15 protein-coding genes, 1 pseudogene and 1 riboswitch are annotated in these 17,571 nt (G+C 72.5%); of the genes and pseudogenes, 4 read left to right on the forward strand and 12 right to left on the reverse strand.

The window, feature by feature from the left end:
• Positions 1 to 495: 495 nt before the first annotated feature.
• The 5 genes from metE to speB all read right to left on the reverse strand — a co-directional run bounded on the left by metE (position 496) and on the right by speB (position 7,662).
• On the reverse strand, positions 496 to 2,814 hold the full coding sequence (gene metE / locus ABZ714_RS02860) for a 5-methyltetrahydropteroyltriglutamate--homocysteine S-methyltransferase (protein ID WP_358823336.1): 2,319 nt from the start codon (positions 2,812 to 2,814) through the stop codon (positions 496 to 498).
• 182 nt (positions 2,815 to 2,996) lie between these two features.
• Positions 2,997 to 3,149, reverse strand: a riboswitch (cobalamin riboswitch).
• A gap of 138 nt (positions 3,150 to 3,287) precedes the next feature.
• Complete coding sequence (locus ABZ714_RS02865) at positions 3,288 to 4,247, reverse strand: carbon-nitrogen hydrolase family protein (RefSeq protein ID WP_358823337.1); 960 nt, start codon at positions 4,245 to 4,247, stop codon at positions 3,288 to 3,290.
• Complete coding sequence (locus ABZ714_RS02870) at positions 4,244 to 5,215, reverse strand: nitrilase-related carbon-nitrogen hydrolase (protein WP_358823338.1); 972 nt, start codon at positions 5,213 to 5,215, stop codon at positions 4,244 to 4,246. Before ABZ714_RS02870 ends, ABZ714_RS02865 begins: the two co-directional genes overlap by 4 nt.
• Positions 5,212 to 6,660: a cytosine permease gene (locus ABZ714_RS02875; protein ID WP_358823339.1), complete on the reverse strand. Its 1,449-nt coding sequence runs from the start codon at positions 6,658 to 6,660 to the stop codon at positions 5,212 to 5,214. Before ABZ714_RS02875 ends, ABZ714_RS02870 begins: the two co-directional genes overlap by 4 nt.
• 9 nt (positions 6,661 to 6,669) lie before the next feature.
• Positions 6,670 to 7,662 carry an agmatinase gene (gene speB, locus ABZ714_RS02880; protein WP_358823340.1) on the reverse strand — a complete coding sequence of 331 codons (993 nt, stop codon included), beginning with the start codon at positions 7,660 to 7,662 and terminating at the stop codon, positions 6,670 to 6,672.
• 156 nt (positions 7,663 to 7,818) lie between these two features.
• On the opposite strand from speB, the gene ABZ714_RS02885 reads away from it, so the two are divergent.
• Together ABZ714_RS02885 and ABZ714_RS02890 are read left to right on the forward strand one after the other, a co-directional pair.
• Positions 7,819 to 8,403, forward strand: coding sequence for a helix-turn-helix domain-containing protein (locus ABZ714_RS02885; protein ID WP_358823341.1), 585 nt, complete (start codon positions 7,819 to 7,821; stop codon positions 8,401 to 8,403).
• Between the two features lie 457 nt (positions 8,404 to 8,860).
• Positions 8,861 to 9,703, forward strand: a complete 843-nt coding sequence (locus ABZ714_RS02890) for a DUF4097 family beta strand repeat-containing protein (protein ID WP_358823342.1) — start codon at positions 8,861 to 8,863, stop codon at positions 9,701 to 9,703.
• 170 nt (positions 9,704 to 9,873) lie between these two features.
• On the opposite strand, the gene ABZ714_RS02895 is transcribed toward ABZ714_RS02890, so the two are convergent.
• From ABZ714_RS02895 to ABZ714_RS02905, 3 genes are all read right to left on the reverse strand, one after another.
• Positions 9,874 to 10,383: a hypothetical protein gene (locus tag ABZ714_RS02895; protein ID WP_358823343.1), complete on the reverse strand. Its 510-nt coding sequence runs from the start codon at positions 10,381 to 10,383 to the stop codon at positions 9,874 to 9,876.
• Between the two features lie 232 nt (positions 10,384 to 10,615).
• Positions 10,616 to 11,803 carry an acetyl-CoA C-acyltransferase gene (locus ABZ714_RS02900; protein WP_358823443.1) on the reverse strand — a complete coding sequence of 396 codons (1,188 nt, stop codon included), beginning with the start codon at positions 11,801 to 11,803 and terminating at the stop codon, positions 10,616 to 10,618.
• 223 nt (positions 11,804 to 12,026) lie between these two features.
• On the reverse strand, positions 12,027 to 13,454 hold the full coding sequence (locus ABZ714_RS02905) for a cellulose binding domain-containing protein (RefSeq protein WP_358823344.1): 1,428 nt from the start codon (positions 13,452 to 13,454) through the stop codon (positions 12,027 to 12,029).
• Positions 13,455 to 13,740: 286 nt separating this feature from the next.
• Between ABZ714_RS02905 and ABZ714_RS02910 the strand changes: the two are divergent.
• Positions 13,741 to 13,914: pseudogene (locus ABZ714_RS02910) on the forward strand (NAD-dependent epimerase); the annotation flags it as partial.
• A gap of 38 nt (positions 13,915 to 13,952) precedes the next feature.
• Here ABZ714_RS02910 and ABZ714_RS02915 read toward each other — a convergent pair.
• The 3 genes from ABZ714_RS02915 to ABZ714_RS02925 are packed head-to-tail and all read right to left on the reverse strand — an operon-like array spanning position 13,953 to position 15,617.
• Positions 13,953 to 14,918, reverse strand: a complete 966-nt coding sequence (locus ABZ714_RS02915) for an NAD(P)-dependent alcohol dehydrogenase (protein WP_358823345.1) — start codon at positions 14,916 to 14,918, stop codon at positions 13,953 to 13,955.
• 58 nt (positions 14,919 to 14,976) lie between these two features.
• Positions 14,977 to 15,195: a helix-turn-helix transcriptional regulator gene (locus ABZ714_RS02920; RefSeq protein ID WP_358823346.1), complete on the reverse strand. Its 219-nt coding sequence runs from the start codon at positions 15,193 to 15,195 to the stop codon at positions 14,977 to 14,979.
• Positions 15,189 to 15,617 (reverse strand): hypothetical protein, encoded by a 429-nt coding sequence (locus tag ABZ714_RS02925; RefSeq protein WP_358823347.1) that lies wholly within the window; start codon positions 15,615 to 15,617, stop codon positions 15,189 to 15,191. The genes ABZ714_RS02920 and ABZ714_RS02925 overlap by 7 nt, the downstream gene beginning before the upstream one ends.
• 236 nt (positions 15,618 to 15,853) lie before the next feature.
• On the opposite strand from ABZ714_RS02925, the gene ABZ714_RS02930 reads away from it, so the two are divergent.
• The gene (locus tag ABZ714_RS02930) at positions 15,854 to 16,066 is read left to right on the forward strand and encodes a hypothetical protein (protein ID WP_358823348.1); all 213 of its coding nucleotides are present in this window, start codon (positions 15,854 to 15,856) and stop codon (positions 16,064 to 16,066) included.
• Between the two features lie 110 nt (positions 16,067 to 16,176).
• Here the strand turns inward: ABZ714_RS02930 and ABZ714_RS02935 are convergent, their stop codons facing one another.
• Complete coding sequence (locus tag ABZ714_RS02935; RefSeq protein WP_358823349.1) at positions 16,177 to 17,331, reverse strand: YncE family protein; 1,155 nt, start codon at positions 17,329 to 17,331, stop codon at positions 16,177 to 16,179.
• Between the last annotated feature and the right edge of the window lie 240 nt (positions 17,332 to 17,571).

Consider the following 17,571-nt stretch of genomic DNA (forward strand, 5'->3'; position numbering starts at 1 on the left):
TAAGGGTCTGACTATCACTGTTCGTACTCATTGCCTTCCTGGGACGTGACGCTTCGACGGCTGGCTTTCGACAGCGCGATGCGATCGTGGAGCAGGTACGTGGCGACGCACTCGTCGCAGAGCGTCCTTGGTGGTGACCGTCGGACGGAGGCGGTGTCCGTGGAAGCCTCATGGGCGGAGTACGTACAGACCCCCGGGTTTCTGCGTATGCCGTACAGCGCACTGCGCGAGGTTCACGTATGGCATGAGCACCGTCAAGAGCAGGGTGTGGCTCAGGTGGCCGGAACAAATGGCAGTGACAACAGATGAAGTCGGCCATGTGCCGGTGCTCAGGAGGCCCGGGGCGTGCCGGAAAGCGGCTGCGTACAGAGAGCCGAGTGATCCACATCGGCTGGTTACCGGCCCTGGGCGTGCTCGGGGTTGGTTTCTACGGCGCTTGCCCCATACGTCCCCGGGGGCGGAGACGCCCGCGCGTCTCCGCCCCCGGGCCGTTCGTCAGCCGTCCGCCAGTTCCTCGCGGATCGTACGGGCCGCCGTGACCAGGTTCTCCAGGGTCGCGCGGGTCTCCGGCCAGGCGCGGGTCTTGAGGCCGCAGTCGGGGTTGACCCAGAGGCGTTCGGACGGGATGGCCTTCAGGGCCGTACGCAGCAGTCGGGCCGCCTCCTCGGGGGAGGGGACGCGGGGGGAGTGGATGTCCCAGACGCCGGGGCCGGCTTCGCGGGGGTAGCCGTGGGCGGCGAGTTCATGGGCGACCTGCATATGGGAGCGGGCGGCCTCCAGGCTGATCACGTCGGCGTCGAGGTCGTCGATGGCCTGGACGATGTCGCCGAACTCGGCGTAGCACATATGGGTGTGGATCTGGGTGCCCGGCGCTGCGCCGGACGTCGACAGGCGGAACGCCTGCGTCGCCCAGGCCAGGTAGTCGGCGTGGTCGGCGGAGCGCAGGGGGAGGGTTTCGCGGAGGGCGGGTTCGTCGACCTGGATGACGGCGGTTCCGGCCGCCTCCAGGTCGTCCACCTCGTCGCGCAGGGCGAGGGCGACCTGGCGGGCGGTGTCCGCGAGGGGCTGGTCGTCGCGGACGAAGGACCAGGCCAGCATGGTGACGGGGCCGGTGAGCATGCCCTTGACGGGGCGGTCGGTGAGGGACTGCGCGTAGGAGGTCCAGCGGACGGTCATCGGTGCCGGGCGGGAGATGTCCCCGGCGAGGACCGGCGGGCGGACGTAGCGGGTGCCGTAGGACTGGACCCAGCCGTGCCGGGTGGCGAGATAGCCGGTGAGCTGTTCGGCGAAGTACTGGACCATGTCGTTGCGTTCGGGTTCGCCGTGGACCAGTACGTCGATACCGGTCTTCTCCTGGAAGGCGACGACCTCGGCGATCTCGGCCTTGATCCGTACCTCGTAGGCCGCGGTGTCGAGCCGTCCGGCGCGCAGATCGGCACGGGCCGTCCGCAGTTCGTCCGTCTGCGGGAAGGAGCCGATGGTGGTGGTCGGCAGTGGCGGCAGGCCGAGCCGGGTGCGCTGGGCGACGGTCCGTTCGCCGTAGGGCCGGGAGCGGCGGGTGTCCGCCTCGGTCACCGCCGCGGTACGGGCGCGGACGGCCGGGTCGCGGGTGATGGGGGAGTTCGCGCGGGAGGCCAGCGCGGCCCGGTTCGCCGCCAGCTCGCCCGCGATGGTGTCGGTGCCCCGGCTCAGGCCCTTGGCGAGGGTGACGATCTCGGCCGTCTTCTGCCGGGCGAACGCGAGCCAGCGCAGGACCTGCGGGTCGATATCGCGTTCGAGGGCCGCGTCCAGCGGGACGTGCAGCAGGGACGAGGAGGCGGCGACGTCGACCCGGTCGGCCAGGCCGAGCAGGGTGCCCAGGGTGGCCAGCGACTTCGCCAGATCGTTGATCCAGATATTGCGGCCGTTGACCACACCGGCGACCAGGCGCTTCCCGGGCAGTCCGCCGACGGCGGCCAGCTCGCCCAACTGGGCGCCCGCGTGCTCGGTGAAGTCGAGGGCGAGCCCTTCGACCGGCGACGCCGCGAGTACGGGCAGGGCCCGGCCGAGCCGGTCGAAGTAGGAGGCGACCAGCAGTTTCGGACGGTCCGTCAGGGCGCCGAGGTCGCGGTAGGCGCGGGCGACGGCGTTGAGTTCGGCCGGGGTGCGGTCCTGGACGAGGGCGGGCTCGTCCAGCTGCACCCAGTCGGCGCCCGCCGCCCTGAGGTCGGCCAGGACCTCCGCGTAGACGGGGAGCAGCCGGTCCAGCAGGGTCAGCGGATCGAAGTTCCCGGCCACCCCCGGCGCGGGCTTGGCGAGCAGCAGATAGGTCACCGGGCCGACCAGCACCGGGCGGGCCGTCAGACCGAGGGCCAGTGCCTCGGTCAGCTCCGCGACCTGCCGGCCGGAGTCGGCGGCGAACACCGTGTCGGGTCCCAGCTCCGGCACCAGATAGTGGTAGTTGGTGTCGAACCACTTGGTCATCTCCAGCGGCGCCACGTCCTGGGTGCCGCGGGCCATGGCGAAGTAGCCGTCGAGCGGGTCGTCCGCGAAGGCGGTACGGTGCCGGGCCGGGATCGCGCCCACCATCACGGTGGTGTCGAGAACGTGGTCGTAGTACGAGAAGTCACCGGTGGGGACCTCGTCGATACCGGCTTCGGCGAGTTCGCGCCAGTTGGCGGCGCGCAGTTCGGCGGCGGTGGCACGGAGGGCGTCGGCGGTGGTCCGGCCCTTCCAGTAGCCCTCGACCGCCTTCTTCAGCTCCCGGTTCCGCCCCTGCCGGGGGTAGCCGTACACGGTGGCCCGGGCCGCCGCGGCTGCGGACTTCGATGTCACGGAGATCTCCTTCACGAGATGAATCCCTGAGATCCCGGCGACGGGACGAGGGTGCGAAGGAGTGACGTACCGGCGCTGCCGACGCGCCGTGAGGCGCGGATCACCGCTGGTCCGTACGCCGACCCGCCCACGAGGTCACCGGGATGTCCGCGCGCGGAATCGTCCGCGTGCGGGCAACGGGCAGGTCTTCGGACTCGCGGGCACATCCACCGGACCTCCGGCGGACACCTACTGGCCGTCGCTTCCCAGACCCGGCCGGGCCCAGTGCGTATGACGGCGGTCGTTCCCGCTCACCGCTGCGGGGCAGTCCCGGATTCCCACCGGGTTCCCTCTTACGACGCTCCCGTCCGGCTGACGGGGCGAACCAGCTGCGCCGGTCAGCTTACGGTGCCGCCGGGCGCACTGTCAGGTGAGGTCCGGCTGCCGGACCTCACCCCTCCTCGTGATCCCTACGACCCGGGGCCCGGGCGCCCTCAGTCCGTGAAGTCGACCCCGCTGTCGCGCCGGGTCCGGTCGACGGAGAGGGAGAAGACGTCGGGGCGGCCGTAGTGGCCCGCGACATCGAGGTCCAGGGTCTCCCCGTACCGCCCGGCGGTGTCCAGGGTCGCCGTGAGCAGCCGCGCCTCGCCGTAGACCGGTGCCATCACCCAGGAGCCGTCCGGGCCCGCGACGCTCGAACCCCCGGTGAAGAGCAGACCGTCCTCGGGCGCGTCCGGGCCGACCCCGGCCCGGTAGGCGGGGAGCAGATCGGCGGGGACGTCGTCGGTGGAGAGCACGAGTCCGGCCGAGACCACGAAGCAGCGGCCCTCCAGCGCGTACGAGCGGGCCGCGATCACATGGCTCTCCGGCATGTCGGGCCAGGCCGCGACATGGATCTCCTCGTGCTGTGCGTGCAGGGAGTGCCGGGCCAGCGGATGGAAGTGCTCCCAGCAGACCAGCGACCCCACCCGGCCCGCCGGGGTGTCGACGACCCGCAGCCCCGCCCCGTCCCCGGGCGCCCAGACGATCCGCTCGGTGTGGGTGGGCGTCAGCTTGCGGTGCACATTGAGGGTGCCGCCGTCCGGGCCGATCGTCAGCAGGGAGTTGTAGAGGGAGCCGGAGGCGGGCGCGGCCCGCTCGTTGAGGCCGAGGACCACCGTCACCCCGTGCTCCCGGGCCGCGGCCCGGACCGGGGCGAGGGCGTCGTCGCCCCCGGGGTCGAGAACCGGGCTCTGCTCCAGCAGCCGGGCGTACCAGCGTCGGGCCTCGGCGTCCCGCCACCCCGCGAGGCCGAACACCCAGGCCGGGTAGCAGGTCAGCCAGGTCTCGGGGAAGACCACGAGATCGGCGCCCGCCCGCGCGCCCTCGGCGACGTAGGCCGCGGCGCGCCGCAGCGACTCTTCCAGATCGAGCAGGGCGGGCGGCTGCTGGACGACGGCGACGGTGGTGGTCATGACGGCTCCTCCCGGGTACGTCCGTACAGCGCCGGGCGCCGGTCCGCGTGGACGTCGTTCAGTTCGCTGATGGCCTTGTCCCTGGCGTCGGCGAGGGGGAGGGCCGCTGTGAGGACCGCCTCCTCGCCCAGGCGCAGCGGGGTCACGGGGTAGCCGTCGGCGTCGACGATCGCACTGCCGCCCAGCCAGTCCTGGCCTCGTTCGGTGCCGGTCCGGTCGGCTACGGCGACGAACATCCGGTTGACCGCGGCGTCGGCCTGGACGCGGACGATCTCACCCGGCCGCTCGCCGTCCGGCCTCGGGTACAGCGGCCAGTTGACCGGGCCGCAGAGCAGTTCGGCTCCGTCGAGCGCCGCCAGCCGGACCCACTCGGGGAACTCCAGGTCGTAGCAGACCATGAACCCGATCCGGCCGTACGGCGTGTCGACGACCGGCGGCGGCCCGTCCCCGGGGGTGAAGCCCCAGGTCTTCTCGCCGTTCCACAGATGCGCCTTGCGGTACGTGGCGCGCAGCCCGGTCCGGTCGACGAGGGCGGCGGAGTTGTGGACCGCTCCGTGCTCGCCGCGCTCCGCGAAGCCGCCGACGACGACCAGGTCGTGCCGGGCGGCCAGGGCCTCCCACTCCCGGATCGTGGTGCCGTCCGCCGGCTCCGCGACGGACCGCAGTTCGTCCGGGCCGGTGAAGACATAGCCGGTATTCGCCAGCTCGGGCAGGACCACGACACGCGCGCCGCGCTCCGCCGCCGCTTCGATCGCGGTACGGATCCGCCGCCGGTTCCCCTCGGGGTCGCCGACCTGCGGCGCGATCTGGCAGACGGCGACCGTGACCGTGTCCCCGGCCGCGCCGGACGCCGCCCCGGGGCCGCTGGTCCCGGTCCCGGTCTCTCCGGCCGTGCTCCCGGAGTTCGCGGTGGCTCCGGCGCTGCCGGTACCGGTGGTGTCGGCGGGGCGGTGTGCGGGCACGCTCATCGGGCGGCTCCCTCCAGCTCGATCTCGCTCGCCGCGCGGGCGGCGGCCTCCGCCTCATGATCCAGGTTCCGGGAGAACAGCAGATACAGCACGCCGGAGACGGTCAGCCCGACGACGAAGGAGAAGTCCGCGCCGCCGAGGGCGTCCGCGACCGGGCCGACGTAGAAGCTGGTGGAGAAGAAGGGGACCATCGCGATGAAGCCGATGATGTACGCGGCGACCCCGCGCCAGGCCCAGCGGCCGTAGATGCCGTCCGGCTTGAGGATCTCGGCGATGGCGTACTTGCCCCGGCGGACGAAGTAGAAGTCGACCAGGTTCACCGCGGTCCACGGGACCAGGAAGTACAGCATCATCAGGACGAAGTTGTTGAAGCTGCCGATGTAGTCGTCCGGGATCAGCAGGGCGACCACCAGCGACACGATCCCGACCACGACGAGACCGACGATCCGCAGCCGTACGGTGGGCCGCACCTTGCGGAAGCCGTCCAGCGCGCTGGCGCCGGTGAGCATCGCGCCGTAGGCGTTGACGCCCATGATGGAGATCAGGGCCAGCACCGAGGCCAGGACGACGATCAGACCGAAGCCCGGGAAGAGCAGATCGCCGACCTCGCGCAGGGCGATGATGGGGTCGGGGTCCGGCAGATAGCTGGCGAGGATCGCGCCGAGCGACATCAGCCAGACGGCGGAGAACGCGGCGCCCGCGTAGACCGCGGTGATCAGCTTCTTCGCGGGCACCTTCGCCGGGAGGTAGCGGGTGTAGTCGGAGACGTAGACCGAGTAGCTGATGTTGTATCCGGCGGCCAGGGAGAACTGCACCAGGAACGCGGTCAGGTCCCAGCCCGCGGTCGCCGCGGGGACGTCGGCCGGGGTCGGCTCGCCGCCGAAGTGGACGATCGCCACCACGGTCAGTACCGCGAACACCACGACCAGCAGATACGTCAGCCAGCGCTGGACGAAGTGGAGCAGGTCGTGGCCGACGACGGCGATCACGATGGAGACCGCGATCAGGACCGGGTACCAGAAGTACTCGCCACCCGGCAGCAGCAGCCCGAGGCCCTGCTCGGCGAGGACCGTGTCGAAGACCAGGAAGCCCACATAGACGAAGACGGTCGCCGCGAACGGCACGGTCGAGCCCCGGCTGCCGAACTGCGCCCGGGACTGGATCATCTGGGGCAGCCCCATCCGGGGCCCCTGGTTGGCGTGGAAGGCCATGAAGAACGTTCCGGCGCCGACGCCGAGCACGATGGCCAGCACGCTGTACCAGACGCTCAGCCCCATGGAGGCGCCGACGAACCCGGCGACCATCGTCGGCAGGACGAAGTTGCCGGTGAACCAGAACGGCCCCTGGTGCCAGACCTTGCCGTGCCGCTCTGACGAGGGCACATAGTCGATGGAGTGCTGTTCGATGGCGGAGTCGCGCTGGGTCGCGGTGTCCGAGAAGGTCATGGCCTTCCCCTAACGCTCGTGCGGCCGGTCGGCCGGGCGGGGCAGGTGGTCCGGCGTCATCGCCGAGAGGATCTCGTAGCCGGTGTGGGCGGCGGCGACGGCCGTGAGCTGGGCGTGGTCGTAGGCGGGGGACACCTCGACCACATCGGCGCCGACCAGTCGGGTGGCGCGCAGGGCGCGGATCATCGCGAGCAGTTCGCGGCTGGTCAGTCCGCCCGCCTCGGGGGTCCCGGTGCCGGGGGCGTGCGCCGGGTCGAGGACATCGATGTCGACGGAGAGATAGACGGGCCGGTCGCCGAGGCGGGCGAGCATCCGCTCGATCGCCCGGGGCAGGCCCTCCGCCTCGATCTCCGGGCTGGAGATCACGGCGAAGCCGAGGCGTTCGTCGTCCCGCAGGTCCTGACGCGAGTACAGCGGGCCGCGGGTGCCCACGTGCAGGCTGGCGGTCCGGTCGATCAGCCCCTCCTCGGACGCCCGCCGGAAGGGGGTGCCGTGGGTGACGGGGGCGCCGAAGTACGTGTCCCAGGTGTCCAGGTGGGCGTCGAAGTGGAGGACCGCCACCGGGCCGTGGTGCCGCGCGACCGCGCGCAGCAGCGGCAGGGCGATGGTGTGGTCGCCGCCGAGGGTCAGCAGCCGGGTGCCGTCCGCGGTCAGTTCGGTCGCGGCCCGCTCGATCTGGGCGACGGCCTCGTCGAGGCTGAACGGATTGGCGGAGATGTCGCCCGCGTCGGCGATCTGCTGGGCGGCGAAGGGCTCCACGTCCTGTGCCGGGTTGTACGGCCGCAGCAGCCGGGACGCCTCGCGGATGTGCGCGGGCCCGAACCGGGCGCCGGGCCGGTAGCTGACCCCGCTGTCGAAGGGCACGCCGACGACGGCGATATCGGCCCGTGGGACGTCTTCGAGGCGGGGCAGTCGCGCGAAGGTCGCGATCCCCGCGTAGCGGGGGCTGAGACTGGCGTCCGGAGGGCCGACCGGGGGCCTCGGGGGTTCGACGGCGGTCATCGGAACCTCGGATCTGGTGCGGAGGTGCGGAAGGGAAGTTACCTATACACAACAAATAATGCTTATTAGGCAACTTGCATTCCGGGTAGTGTTTGCTTCGGGCGACCACTCTGTCAAGAGTCGTCCGAAAATCGGACGAACGACGCGAGGTCTTCGATGAAAGCGCTGCACCCGACGCCGTCCGGCGATCCGGTCCGGGTCGGGGCGCGGCTGCGGGCCTGTCGCAAGGCTCAGGGCCTCACCATCGAGCAGGTGGCCGCCGCCACCGGCCTGACCAGGGGGTTCCTCAGCCGGGTCGAGCGGGACGAGACCTCGCCGAGTGTGACGTCCCTGGTCACCCTCTGCCAGGTGCTCTCCCTGCCGGTCGGATCGCTCTTCGAGGGCGCCGATACCGAGGTGGTGCGGCTGGACTCCGCCCCGCGCCTGAACATGGGCGGCCACGGCGTCGAGGACCGGCTGGTCACCCCCCGCGCCCAGTCGAAGATCCAGATCCTGCGGTCGCGGCTGGAACCGGACGCCCACGGCGGCGACGACCTCTACACGATCAACTGCGACGTGGAAGTGATCCATGTCGTCAGCGGCGAGGTCGCGGTGCGGTTCACAGACCGTACCGAGACCCTGGCCGCCGGGGACACCCTGACCTTCTCCGGCCGCGAGCCGCACACCTGGCGCAACGCGGGCTCCGGGCCCGCCGAGGTCACCTGGACCTTCGTCCCGGCCCCCTGGAGCGGCTCCCACTGACCCGGGGCCGACCGCGGTGACAGCGGCGTGGCCGCATGGCGCCACTGTGGCGCTATATGGCTCGAATCCGGGTAATCCGACCGGTCGGCGATCGGGCCGTTGCCGCGGTGGCCGCCCGCTCGTTCTCCGCTCGGCAGCCGCTCCCGGCGGGCCGGTGCGGTAAGTGCGTTGCGGGCGCCCGAGAGATGTCGAGTGGTCCGCCCGGAGCGCCGCTCGACACGCCGTGATCGACTTCCGGCCCGCCCCCGCTTGTGATGGCGCAACGTCTGCGCCATAATGGCGCCATGGGGATGGGTCGCCGGTGGGAGTGGCCCGGCCCGGACTCCGCGGCACGCCGGTCGGCGAGCCGTACGAGACCGGTGCCGCGCACCTTCCGGGCACGCTGAACCGAACCGACCGTCGTCTGTTTCGTCCGGTACCACGGGGACACCCACCGGACGTCCGAGAAGGGGCAGCCGTGCCTGTATTCGAGACTCCGAAGCCGATCACCGTCACGATCGACATGGGCGTCGGCGATGTCCAGATCGTCGCCGAGGACCGTACCGACACCGTCGTCGAGGTACGGCCGACCGACGAGTCCGACGCCTCCGACGTGAAGGCCGCGGAGCAGGCGGGCGTCGACTACGCCGACGGCGTCCTGGTGATCACCACCCCCAAGACCAAGAAGCTGGAGTTCTCCCGCAAGACCCGCTCGGTCGACGTCTCCATCGTGCTGCCCCTCGGTTCCCGGGTCCGCGGCGAGGCGGAGGCGGCGGATCTGCGCGGCACCGGCCGGCTCGGGGAGTGCGGCTACAAGACCGCCGTCGGCCATGTCCAGCTCGACGAGGTCGGCCCGCTGCGGCTGAAGACCGGCGGCGGCCACCTCACCGTCCGCCGGGTCGACGGCGACGCCGATGTCAACACCGGCACCGGACGGATCCGGATCGGCGAGGTCGAGGGCGCGGCCGTGGCGAAGAACTCCAACGGGCGGACCGACATCGGCACGGTCGCCGGAACCGCCAAAATCCGCTGCGCCAACGGCGATATCTCCGTCGACCGGGCGCTCGGCGACCGGACCGAGGCGGAGACCGCCAACGGCAGTGTCCGGATCGGCGAGGTCGTCCGCGGCACCGTCGCCCTCAAGGCCGCCACCGGCGATCTGGAGATCGGCATCGGGGCGGGCGTCCCGGCCCGGCTCGACCTGTCCACCGGATTCGGCCGGGTGAACAACATGCTGGAGAGCGTCTCCGAGTCGGCCGACGGCGGGGTCGACGTCCAGGGGAAGACCTCGTACGGCGACATCACGGTCCACCGCGCCTGACCCGGTTGCCGGTGGCGAGGGGTCCGGTACGGCCGCGAACCGGGGCCGGGCCGGGAGGCCACCGCGACGACAACGGGGTACGGACCAGGTGGTCCGTACCCCGTCACAGTGTTGCGTGCCGCGCGGGCGCCGGGCTCGCGCGCCCGGCGAGAACCGCGAAAGCCGGTCGCCTAGCGGACCCAGCCGGTGAACTGCTGTTTGCCGCGAGGGGCCCGCTTGCCGCTGGCGAGGGCCGCCGCCGACGCGCGGATCATCCACGCGTTGACCGAGATGCCCTGCTTGGCCGCCGCCTCCTCGATCTGGTCCTTCATCGCCTGCGGCGGCCGGAAGTTGATCCGCGCCGTCGCGCCGCTCGCCGCACCGCCGAGCGCCCCGGCCCAGTCCTCCGCCGGATCGCCTTCCTCGGCCGGGTCGCCACCGGCGGCGCTCTCGTCCCCGGTCGGCGGCGTGACCACGAAACTGGGTTCCATGCCCCGCAGCCGCAGATCGACCGAGCCGGGCGTCAGTTCCCGGCTGATCTCGTCGGCCGCGTCCGAAAGGACCTTGAACAGCGTGAGCCGGACGGCGGACTCCAGCGGGGCGACGAGTCGCTCGGCCACCGCGCGGGTCTCGGCGTCTCCCGCCGCGGAGGCGGTGATCAGCTCCTCACGCAGCGCCTCGACGTACTCCCGTAGTTCCATTGCTCCATGATGGCACAGCGATTGCGCCGCGCGGCGCCTGTCCGGCCCGGAGGCCGAACCCCGCCCTTTACCGAGGTGGATGCCGCGTACCGGGAACGGTGACGGCCGACCCGGTCCGTCGTACGGGGACGGGCGCCGACCCCGTACGCCATCGGGGCCCGGGATGGCGCCATGATGGTCCCCGCCCGGTCCGTCCGGCCCCGAACCGGACACGGTTCGGGCCCGGTGGCGGTCAGTCCCGGTCCACCAGGACGGCGCTGCCCTGCCCGACCCCGACGCACATGGTGGCCAGACCGCGCCGGTCGCCGGTCCGCCGCATCCGGTGCAGCAGCGTCGTCAGGATCCTGGCGCCGGAGCAGCCCAGAGGGTGGCCGAGGGCGATCGCGCCGCCCTGCGGATTGACCCGCTCCGGGTCGAAGCCCAGCTCCCGGACGCAGGCCAGCGCCTGGGCCGCGAACGCCTCGTTGAACTCGGCGGTGTCGATCTCCCCCACGGTCCGGCCGGTCCTGGCGAGCAGCCTGCGGACCGCGGGTACCGGCCCGATCCCCATCACATCGGGGTGGACCCCGGCGCTGGCGCCGCCCGCGTACCGGCCGAGGGGTTCGAGCCCCAGCGCCACCAGCGCCTCCTCGCCCACCAGCAGCAGTGCGGCGGCGCCGTCGTTCATCGGTGAGGCGTTCCCGGCGGTCACGGTGCCGTCGGCGCGGAACACCGGCTTCAGCGCGGCGAGCTTCTCCGCCGTGGTGTCGGCCCGGATCGACTCGTCCGAGCCGACCGCCGTCCCGTCGGCGAGGGCGACCGGGGCGAGTTCGGCGTCGAAGAGCCCCTGCTCGCGGGCGGCCGCGGCCAGCCGGTGGCTGCGGAGGGCGAAGGCGTCCTGATCCGTACGGCCGACTCCGTACCGGGCGGCGACCTCCTCGGCGGTCTCGCCCATCGACAGCACCCCGTGCAGCCCGGCCATCCGGGGGTTGGTCATCCGCCAGCCGAGTTTGGTGTCGAAGAGCTGCTGCTGATGGGGGAGCGCCTGCTCGGCCCGGGGCAGCACGAACGGCGCGCGGCTCATCGACTCCGAACCCCCGGCCAGTACGACATCGGCCTCACCGGAGGCGATCGCCCTGGCCGCCGTGGTCACCGCCTCCAGGCCCGATGCGCAGAGCCGGTTGACCGTCGCGCCGGGCACACTGTCCGGCACCCCGGCCAGCAGCAGCGCCATTCTGGCGATATTGCGGTTGTCCTCGCCCGACTGGTTGGCGGCGCCCCAGTAGACGTCGTCGATCCGGGCCGGGTCGAGGGCGGGGACCGAGTCCAGTACGGCGCGTACGGCGGTGGCGGCGAGATCGTCGGGCCGTACGCCGGACAGCGCGCCGCGCAACCGGCCGACGGGGGTCCGCCGGGCGGCGGCGAAGTACACGGGACGCATGGTCACGGCTCCAGGGGTGCGGACATCGGGGCGTCGGGCGGTGAGCGTCGGTGCTGCGGATCTGTAAAACTAGCGGTGCGAGTTTTACGACACTATCCGCAGCCGATCATCCCGGGTCAACCCCTCCCGGCCCGCCACCCGGGCCGGGGAAGGGGGCGTACGGCAAGAAGGGAGGCGGCGGCCGGTGTCGGCCGCCGCCCCTGCGGACCTCGTACGCGGCAGGTCAGACGGCCGGGACGGTGTCCTCGAACGTACGGCCCGCCGTGCGGTACGCGGCGACCCGCTCGGCGATCTGAGCCGGGGTCAGTACCTGGTCCTTGACGTGCAGGACGTAGTCCACCGACTGCTCGTAGGCGCGGGGAGTGGTGGTGTCGGGCTGGCCGGTGAGGCTGGTGAGCCACTGGTTGAAGGCGATCAGCATGCCGCGTTCGGGCAGGTACTGGGCGCCGTGGGTGGCGAAGAGCCGGCCGTCGACGTAGTAGCGGATGGCGGTGTCGTCGATGGTGAGGACGAGATCGCGCCACCCCGCGTAGCCCGCCCGGTCGGCGGTGTGGGTGTTCACGGGCGGCTGGACGCCGGTGGAGTCGTAGGTCTCCCAGGAGGTGGTGAAGAGCGTGTTACCGGTCTCGCCCCAGCCGCCGTTGGGCAGATACTCGAAGTCGTACTCGGCGTAGTCGTCCGCCATCGGCGCCTTGAGGTCGTTGATGGCGAAGAAGGTCTGGATGACATGGTCGCCGTCGGGCCCGTGCACGGGCGCGTCGCTGAACTTGACCCGGGCCGCGTACGTCCCCTTGCGGAACTTCATCGTCGTGGTGGAGATCTCCGCCTGCCGGGTGGTCGCGGCGGTGCCGGCGGTCGCGGTCCGCAGCTTCAGTACGGAGGCGCCGCTGCCGCCGTCCTGGCCGAAGGTGACGTTCCCCGGCGACCAGGTCGCCCCCGGGACGCCCGGTCCGCCGCCCCAGCTCCGGACCATCCAGCCGTTGGCGCCGAGCCGGGGATCGTCGTGGGCGGTGTAGGCGAAGTCGTCGAAGAGGATCCGCGCGGGCGGCGGCTCCACGGGCCCGCCGGGCGCGGTGCCCCAGACGGTGGTCCCCGAGTGATGGGCCGTCACCTTGGTCCAGTCGGCGTACGTGCTCCGCTCCGGGCCGAAGGAGTAGTCGTCGCTCTGCCGCAGCGGGTTCCAGTCCGCGCGGTTGAAGCGGAGCCGCAGATCACCGCTGGTCGCGCCGGGTGCGAGGTCGCCCGCGGCGGTGGTGAACCCGATCTCCAGATAGCGGTCGGCGTCGGCGGTGCCGGGGGTGAGCGTCCCGAAGGTCCCGGTCACGTTGGCGCAGCCGCGGACGGCCCAGTCGCAGGAGTAGCGGTACGAGGCGGCGGCCGTGTCGGCGCTGAAGTAGTAGCGCAGCTTGACATCGGCCAGCCGGACCGGGGCGGAGCCGGTGTTGCGTACGGTCAGCCAGGGCGCGGCCTGCCCGGCGGTGACGCCGGTGACCCCGGTCCGGTACTGCACGGAGAGCGCCGGATCGGCCGCGCTCGTGGTCGTGGTCGTCGTCGCGGTGGCGGGGGTCGCCGCGAGCCCGAGGGCGGCCAGCCCGGTGGCGAGGACTCCGGCGACGGCGGTACGCAGCCGGTGGTGGGGGGTTCTTCGCATGGTGCCGTCTTCTCCCGAACGTCGGTCCTGTGTGGTCAACGGTGGTACGGAGCAAGCACAACGACCCGCAGGTATAGACCTGTTGATCACCGCCGAACCTACTGAACCCGCCGGCGCGAGAACAGATGTAACGATCAATTGATGCGGCGGGAAGGTGAGTCGACGTCGAGTACGAGGACTTCGTGACCCGTCGCGACGACGATCTCCCCGTCCGGCCCGAACTCCAGCGCGCCGATGGGATGGGGCACCGGCCAGCGCCCCAGCTCGGCGCCGGTCGCCGCGTCCCTTCTCCCCGGCGATCCGTGAACTGAAGGAGATCCGCTACCAGTTCGACCGCCCCTTCGTCATGGACTCCTCTACCTACGAGGCGACCTTTGACGCCCTGCCCACCCCCGTCGAGGAACAGGCGAAGGCAACCGTCGAATGGTGGCGCGCCGGGACGGCGCCCCGGGGCCGCTGACCGGGGCGGCGGGAAGCCGTCAGGCCGTACGCCCGCCCTCAGGGCCGTACGACGGCCTTGCCGCGCACCCCGCCCGCGCGGAATCGGCGGATCAGGTCCGGGACGTCCGCCAGGGAGTACTCGCCGTCCACGGCCGGGGTGATCGTGCCCGATGCCGCCAGCTCCGCGATACGGGCCAGGTCCGCCGGGGGTTCCGAGGCCATCAGGGCGATCAGGCGCTGGGTGGTGAAAGGGGAGAGGAGTGCGGTACGCAGCGCGCGGTCCGTGCCGCCGAGCCAGCGGCCGTCCGTCTCGGCGCCGACGACGACCAGGGTGCCGCGCGGGGCCAGGACGCGGCGCAGCCGGGCGAGGGGGCGGTTGCCGCCGGTGTCGACGATCAGGTCGTAGCGTTCGGGGCGGGTGGTGATGTCCTCCGCCGTGTAGTCGAGGACCTCGTCGGCGCCGAGGGAGCGGACCAGATCGGTTGTGGCGGTGGAGCAGACGCCGGTCACCGACGCGCCCTCGGCCCGTGCCAGTTGGACGGCGTAGCCGCCGACGCCGCCGGCCGCGCCCAGGACGAGGGTCCGGGTGCCCGCCGGGGCGCGGCCCCGGACCGCCTGGAGGGCGGTGACGGCGGAGATCGGGAGTGCGGCGGCCCGCGCGGCGGTGAGTCCGCCGGGGCGGGGCAGGAGTTGGTCCTCGCGGGCCCGTGCGTACTCGGCGAAGGCGCCCTCGCACCAGCCGAACACCTCGTCGCCCGGGCGGAACCGGGTCACCTCGGGGCCGACGGCCGTCACGAGACCGGCCGCCTCCCGGCCCCGTACCGGCTGCCGGGGGCGGCGCAGACCGTAGCCCATCAGGCGGACCAAGCGGGGGAGTCCGGTCATCAGATGCCAGACACCCGCGTCGAGCCCGGCGGCGGTCACCCGGAAGACCACATCGCGCGGGCCGGGCACCGGCTCGGGGATCTCCCGCAGTTGGAGGACATCGGATTCGCCGTAGCGTTCCTGGACGACGGCCTGCATACGTACCTCCCGTAAGGATGCCGCCGGATGTCCGGCGGGGGAGCGGGGTGCGGGCGGATCAGGGCCCCGGGTACTGGAAGACCTCGTCCAGGGGTACGCCGAAGACCCGGGCGATCCGGAACGCAGTCTCCAGCGACGGCGAGTAGCGGCCCTTCTCGATGGCGATCACCGTCTGGCGGGTGACGCCCAGCCGGTCGGCGAGTTCGGCCTGGGTCATCTCGCCGTGCGCGAACCGCAGCGCGCGGATGGAGTTGGTGACCCTGGTCGTCCTCACCACGGCCCGAGTCCGAGTCGGTAGGAGACGATCCTGGTCGCGGAGGAGAGCAGGGCGGAGAGGACGAAGGCCAGGTAGATCGTCTGCGCGATCCAGAAGTGGTCGGCCTCGGCGACGGCCAGGGCGAGTACGGCGACTCCTCCGACGACCAGGAACGACTGGCCGACCTGATCGCCGAGGCGGCCGATCTCCCGGTCCCGGACGTCCGTTCTGGTGCCCTCGCCCGGCCGGACGGCGGCCGTGACGGCGTCCAGCACCACGGTCGCGGCGATCGCGCCGCCGATGCTCCAGAGCAGTACCGGCGCGTAGTCGGCCTCGGTGAGCGGGCCGCCGCCGGCCCGGCCGGTGACCATCAGCAGATAGACCGTGTACGCGACCACCGTCACCAAGGCGGTGATCCACGCCCGGCGTTCTCCCGTCGCCATGGCCTCCCCCTCGCGATCCCGCGGAACGATGTCAAAGAAACCTGACATCGCGAAGGTAAGGTTTTCCGGACATCGAGTCAAGGATTCTTTACATCGAGGGAGCGGAGAGGGCCCGGGCGCGGACCCTCACCCGTTCGGACCGGCGGGGGCGCGGCCCGGGGCGCCGGATGGTCGGCTGCTGTTGTCCGCCGGGCGCCCGCCGGGAGCGGCGCGCGCCCCGACCGAAGGAGTACCGGATGCCGTCGGAGACCGTCACGCGCTTCCTCGCCGCCCTGGACCCCGGCCACCGGGAGGAGATCGCCCGGCGGCCGGACGAGGAACAGGAGCGGCTCGCCGCGGCCTGGGAGACCGAGCTGGCCGGGGACGAACTCGACACCCTCGACGAACTCTCACCGCCGGCGGCGGAGAGTGTCGCGGCCCGGCGGGTGGTGGAGGAACCGGACCGCTGAAGGGGCCGAATCCGCCGGATCGCCCGAACGCCGGGGAGCCGGGGAGCCGGGGCGGCCGGATGGTGTCGACGCCGACCCGGACACGGCCCGCCGGAACCGGCCACCGGCCGTCACAGCACCGCGATCCCCAGTGGCCGTTCGCCCCCGGCCAGCCTGCGCGTCTCACCCGACGCCAGATCGACGACGGTGATCCCGTCCCAGTAGCCGTCCCGGGTGAATCCGCCGGTCACATACGCCGTCCGGCCGTCGGCGGAGACGGCGACGTCCTCGTGCGGACCGTCCAGCGGCACGATCCGCTCCCGGCCGTCCTTGGTCCGGATCGTCAGCGACGCCGCGCCCTCCGCCGCGCCGATCGGGCCCGTGCCGACGGCCAGCAGCGTGCCGTCGGGGGTGAGCGCGGCACCGTGCTGATGGGTGTCGGCCGTCATCCGCTCGACGGTGACCCGGCCCGTCCTGGGGTCGAGTACGGCCAGCCGCTCGCCCTCGAACGGCAGCAGCAGCCTGCCGTCCGCCCGGACCACCGCGTAGTGCGGCTTCAGCCAGGAGCCCAGGCCGCCCTCGGTGCCGTAGGGGGCGACCTCGAAGCGGCGGGTGTCCAGGGTCCGGGCGTCGATCGCGGTGACGTCGAAGGAGTCGTGGTTGGTGGCGTACACCTCCGTACCGTCGCGGGAGACGTCCACGTCGAACGGGCGGCGGCCGGCCGGTACGGTCTCCACCACCGCGCGGGTCGCGGTGTCGACCACCTCCACGGTCCCCGGTCCGCCGGGCACGTTGACCCCGACGTAGACCCGCTTCCCGTCGGGCGACAGGGCGATGCCCATCCCGCCGCCCCGGTACTCGCCGTCGGTCACCGGGCCGGTCGCCGTACGGTACGGGATCCGGCCGAGGCTCTTTCGCGTGGCGGTGTCCACGATCGCGACGCCCTCGGCGGTGGCCACCCAGGCCCGGCCGTCGGCGCCGACCGCGAGACCGTACGGGGCCGTACCGACCCGGACCGAGGCGAAGGGGCCGCGCCCGGGGTCGAGGAAGGTCACGGTGTCGGCGCCGAAGTCGGCGACCAGCAGCGTCCCGGCCGGGGTGGCGGCCCCCTCGGGCGGCGGCGGGGCCGAGGAGACGGGCGGCGCGGCCGGGGTGGCCGCCTCCGACGTACCCGTACTCGTGCCCGTGCCTTCGGCTGAGTCCGTGGTGCCGCAGCCCGCCAGGACCGCCCCGGCGAGCACCGCCACGGCGGCGACGGTCGTACGACGGCGACCCCGGGCGCTCATCGGGCACCCGCCCGGAACACCCGGGGGCGAGGGGCGGCGGCCGTCCGGGGACGGACGGCCGGCGTGGTGCTGTCGGTGGTCATCTGGCGGCTCCCGGTGGTGACGAGGGCGGGGGTACGAGCCCCCTGGCCCGGCGTCTTCCCACCCTGTCACCGCGCCCGGCGCCCGGCGTTCCCCGCTCCGGTCACCATCCTCGCCCCGAGGGGACCACCCCGATGTCATCCGATCGTCCGATGCGGC

Source organism: Streptomyces sp. NPDC006798 (genome assembly GCF_040635975.1).
In the GTDB taxonomy this organism is placed as follows: domain Bacteria; phylum Actinomycetota; class Actinomycetes; order Streptomycetales; family Streptomycetaceae; genus Streptomyces.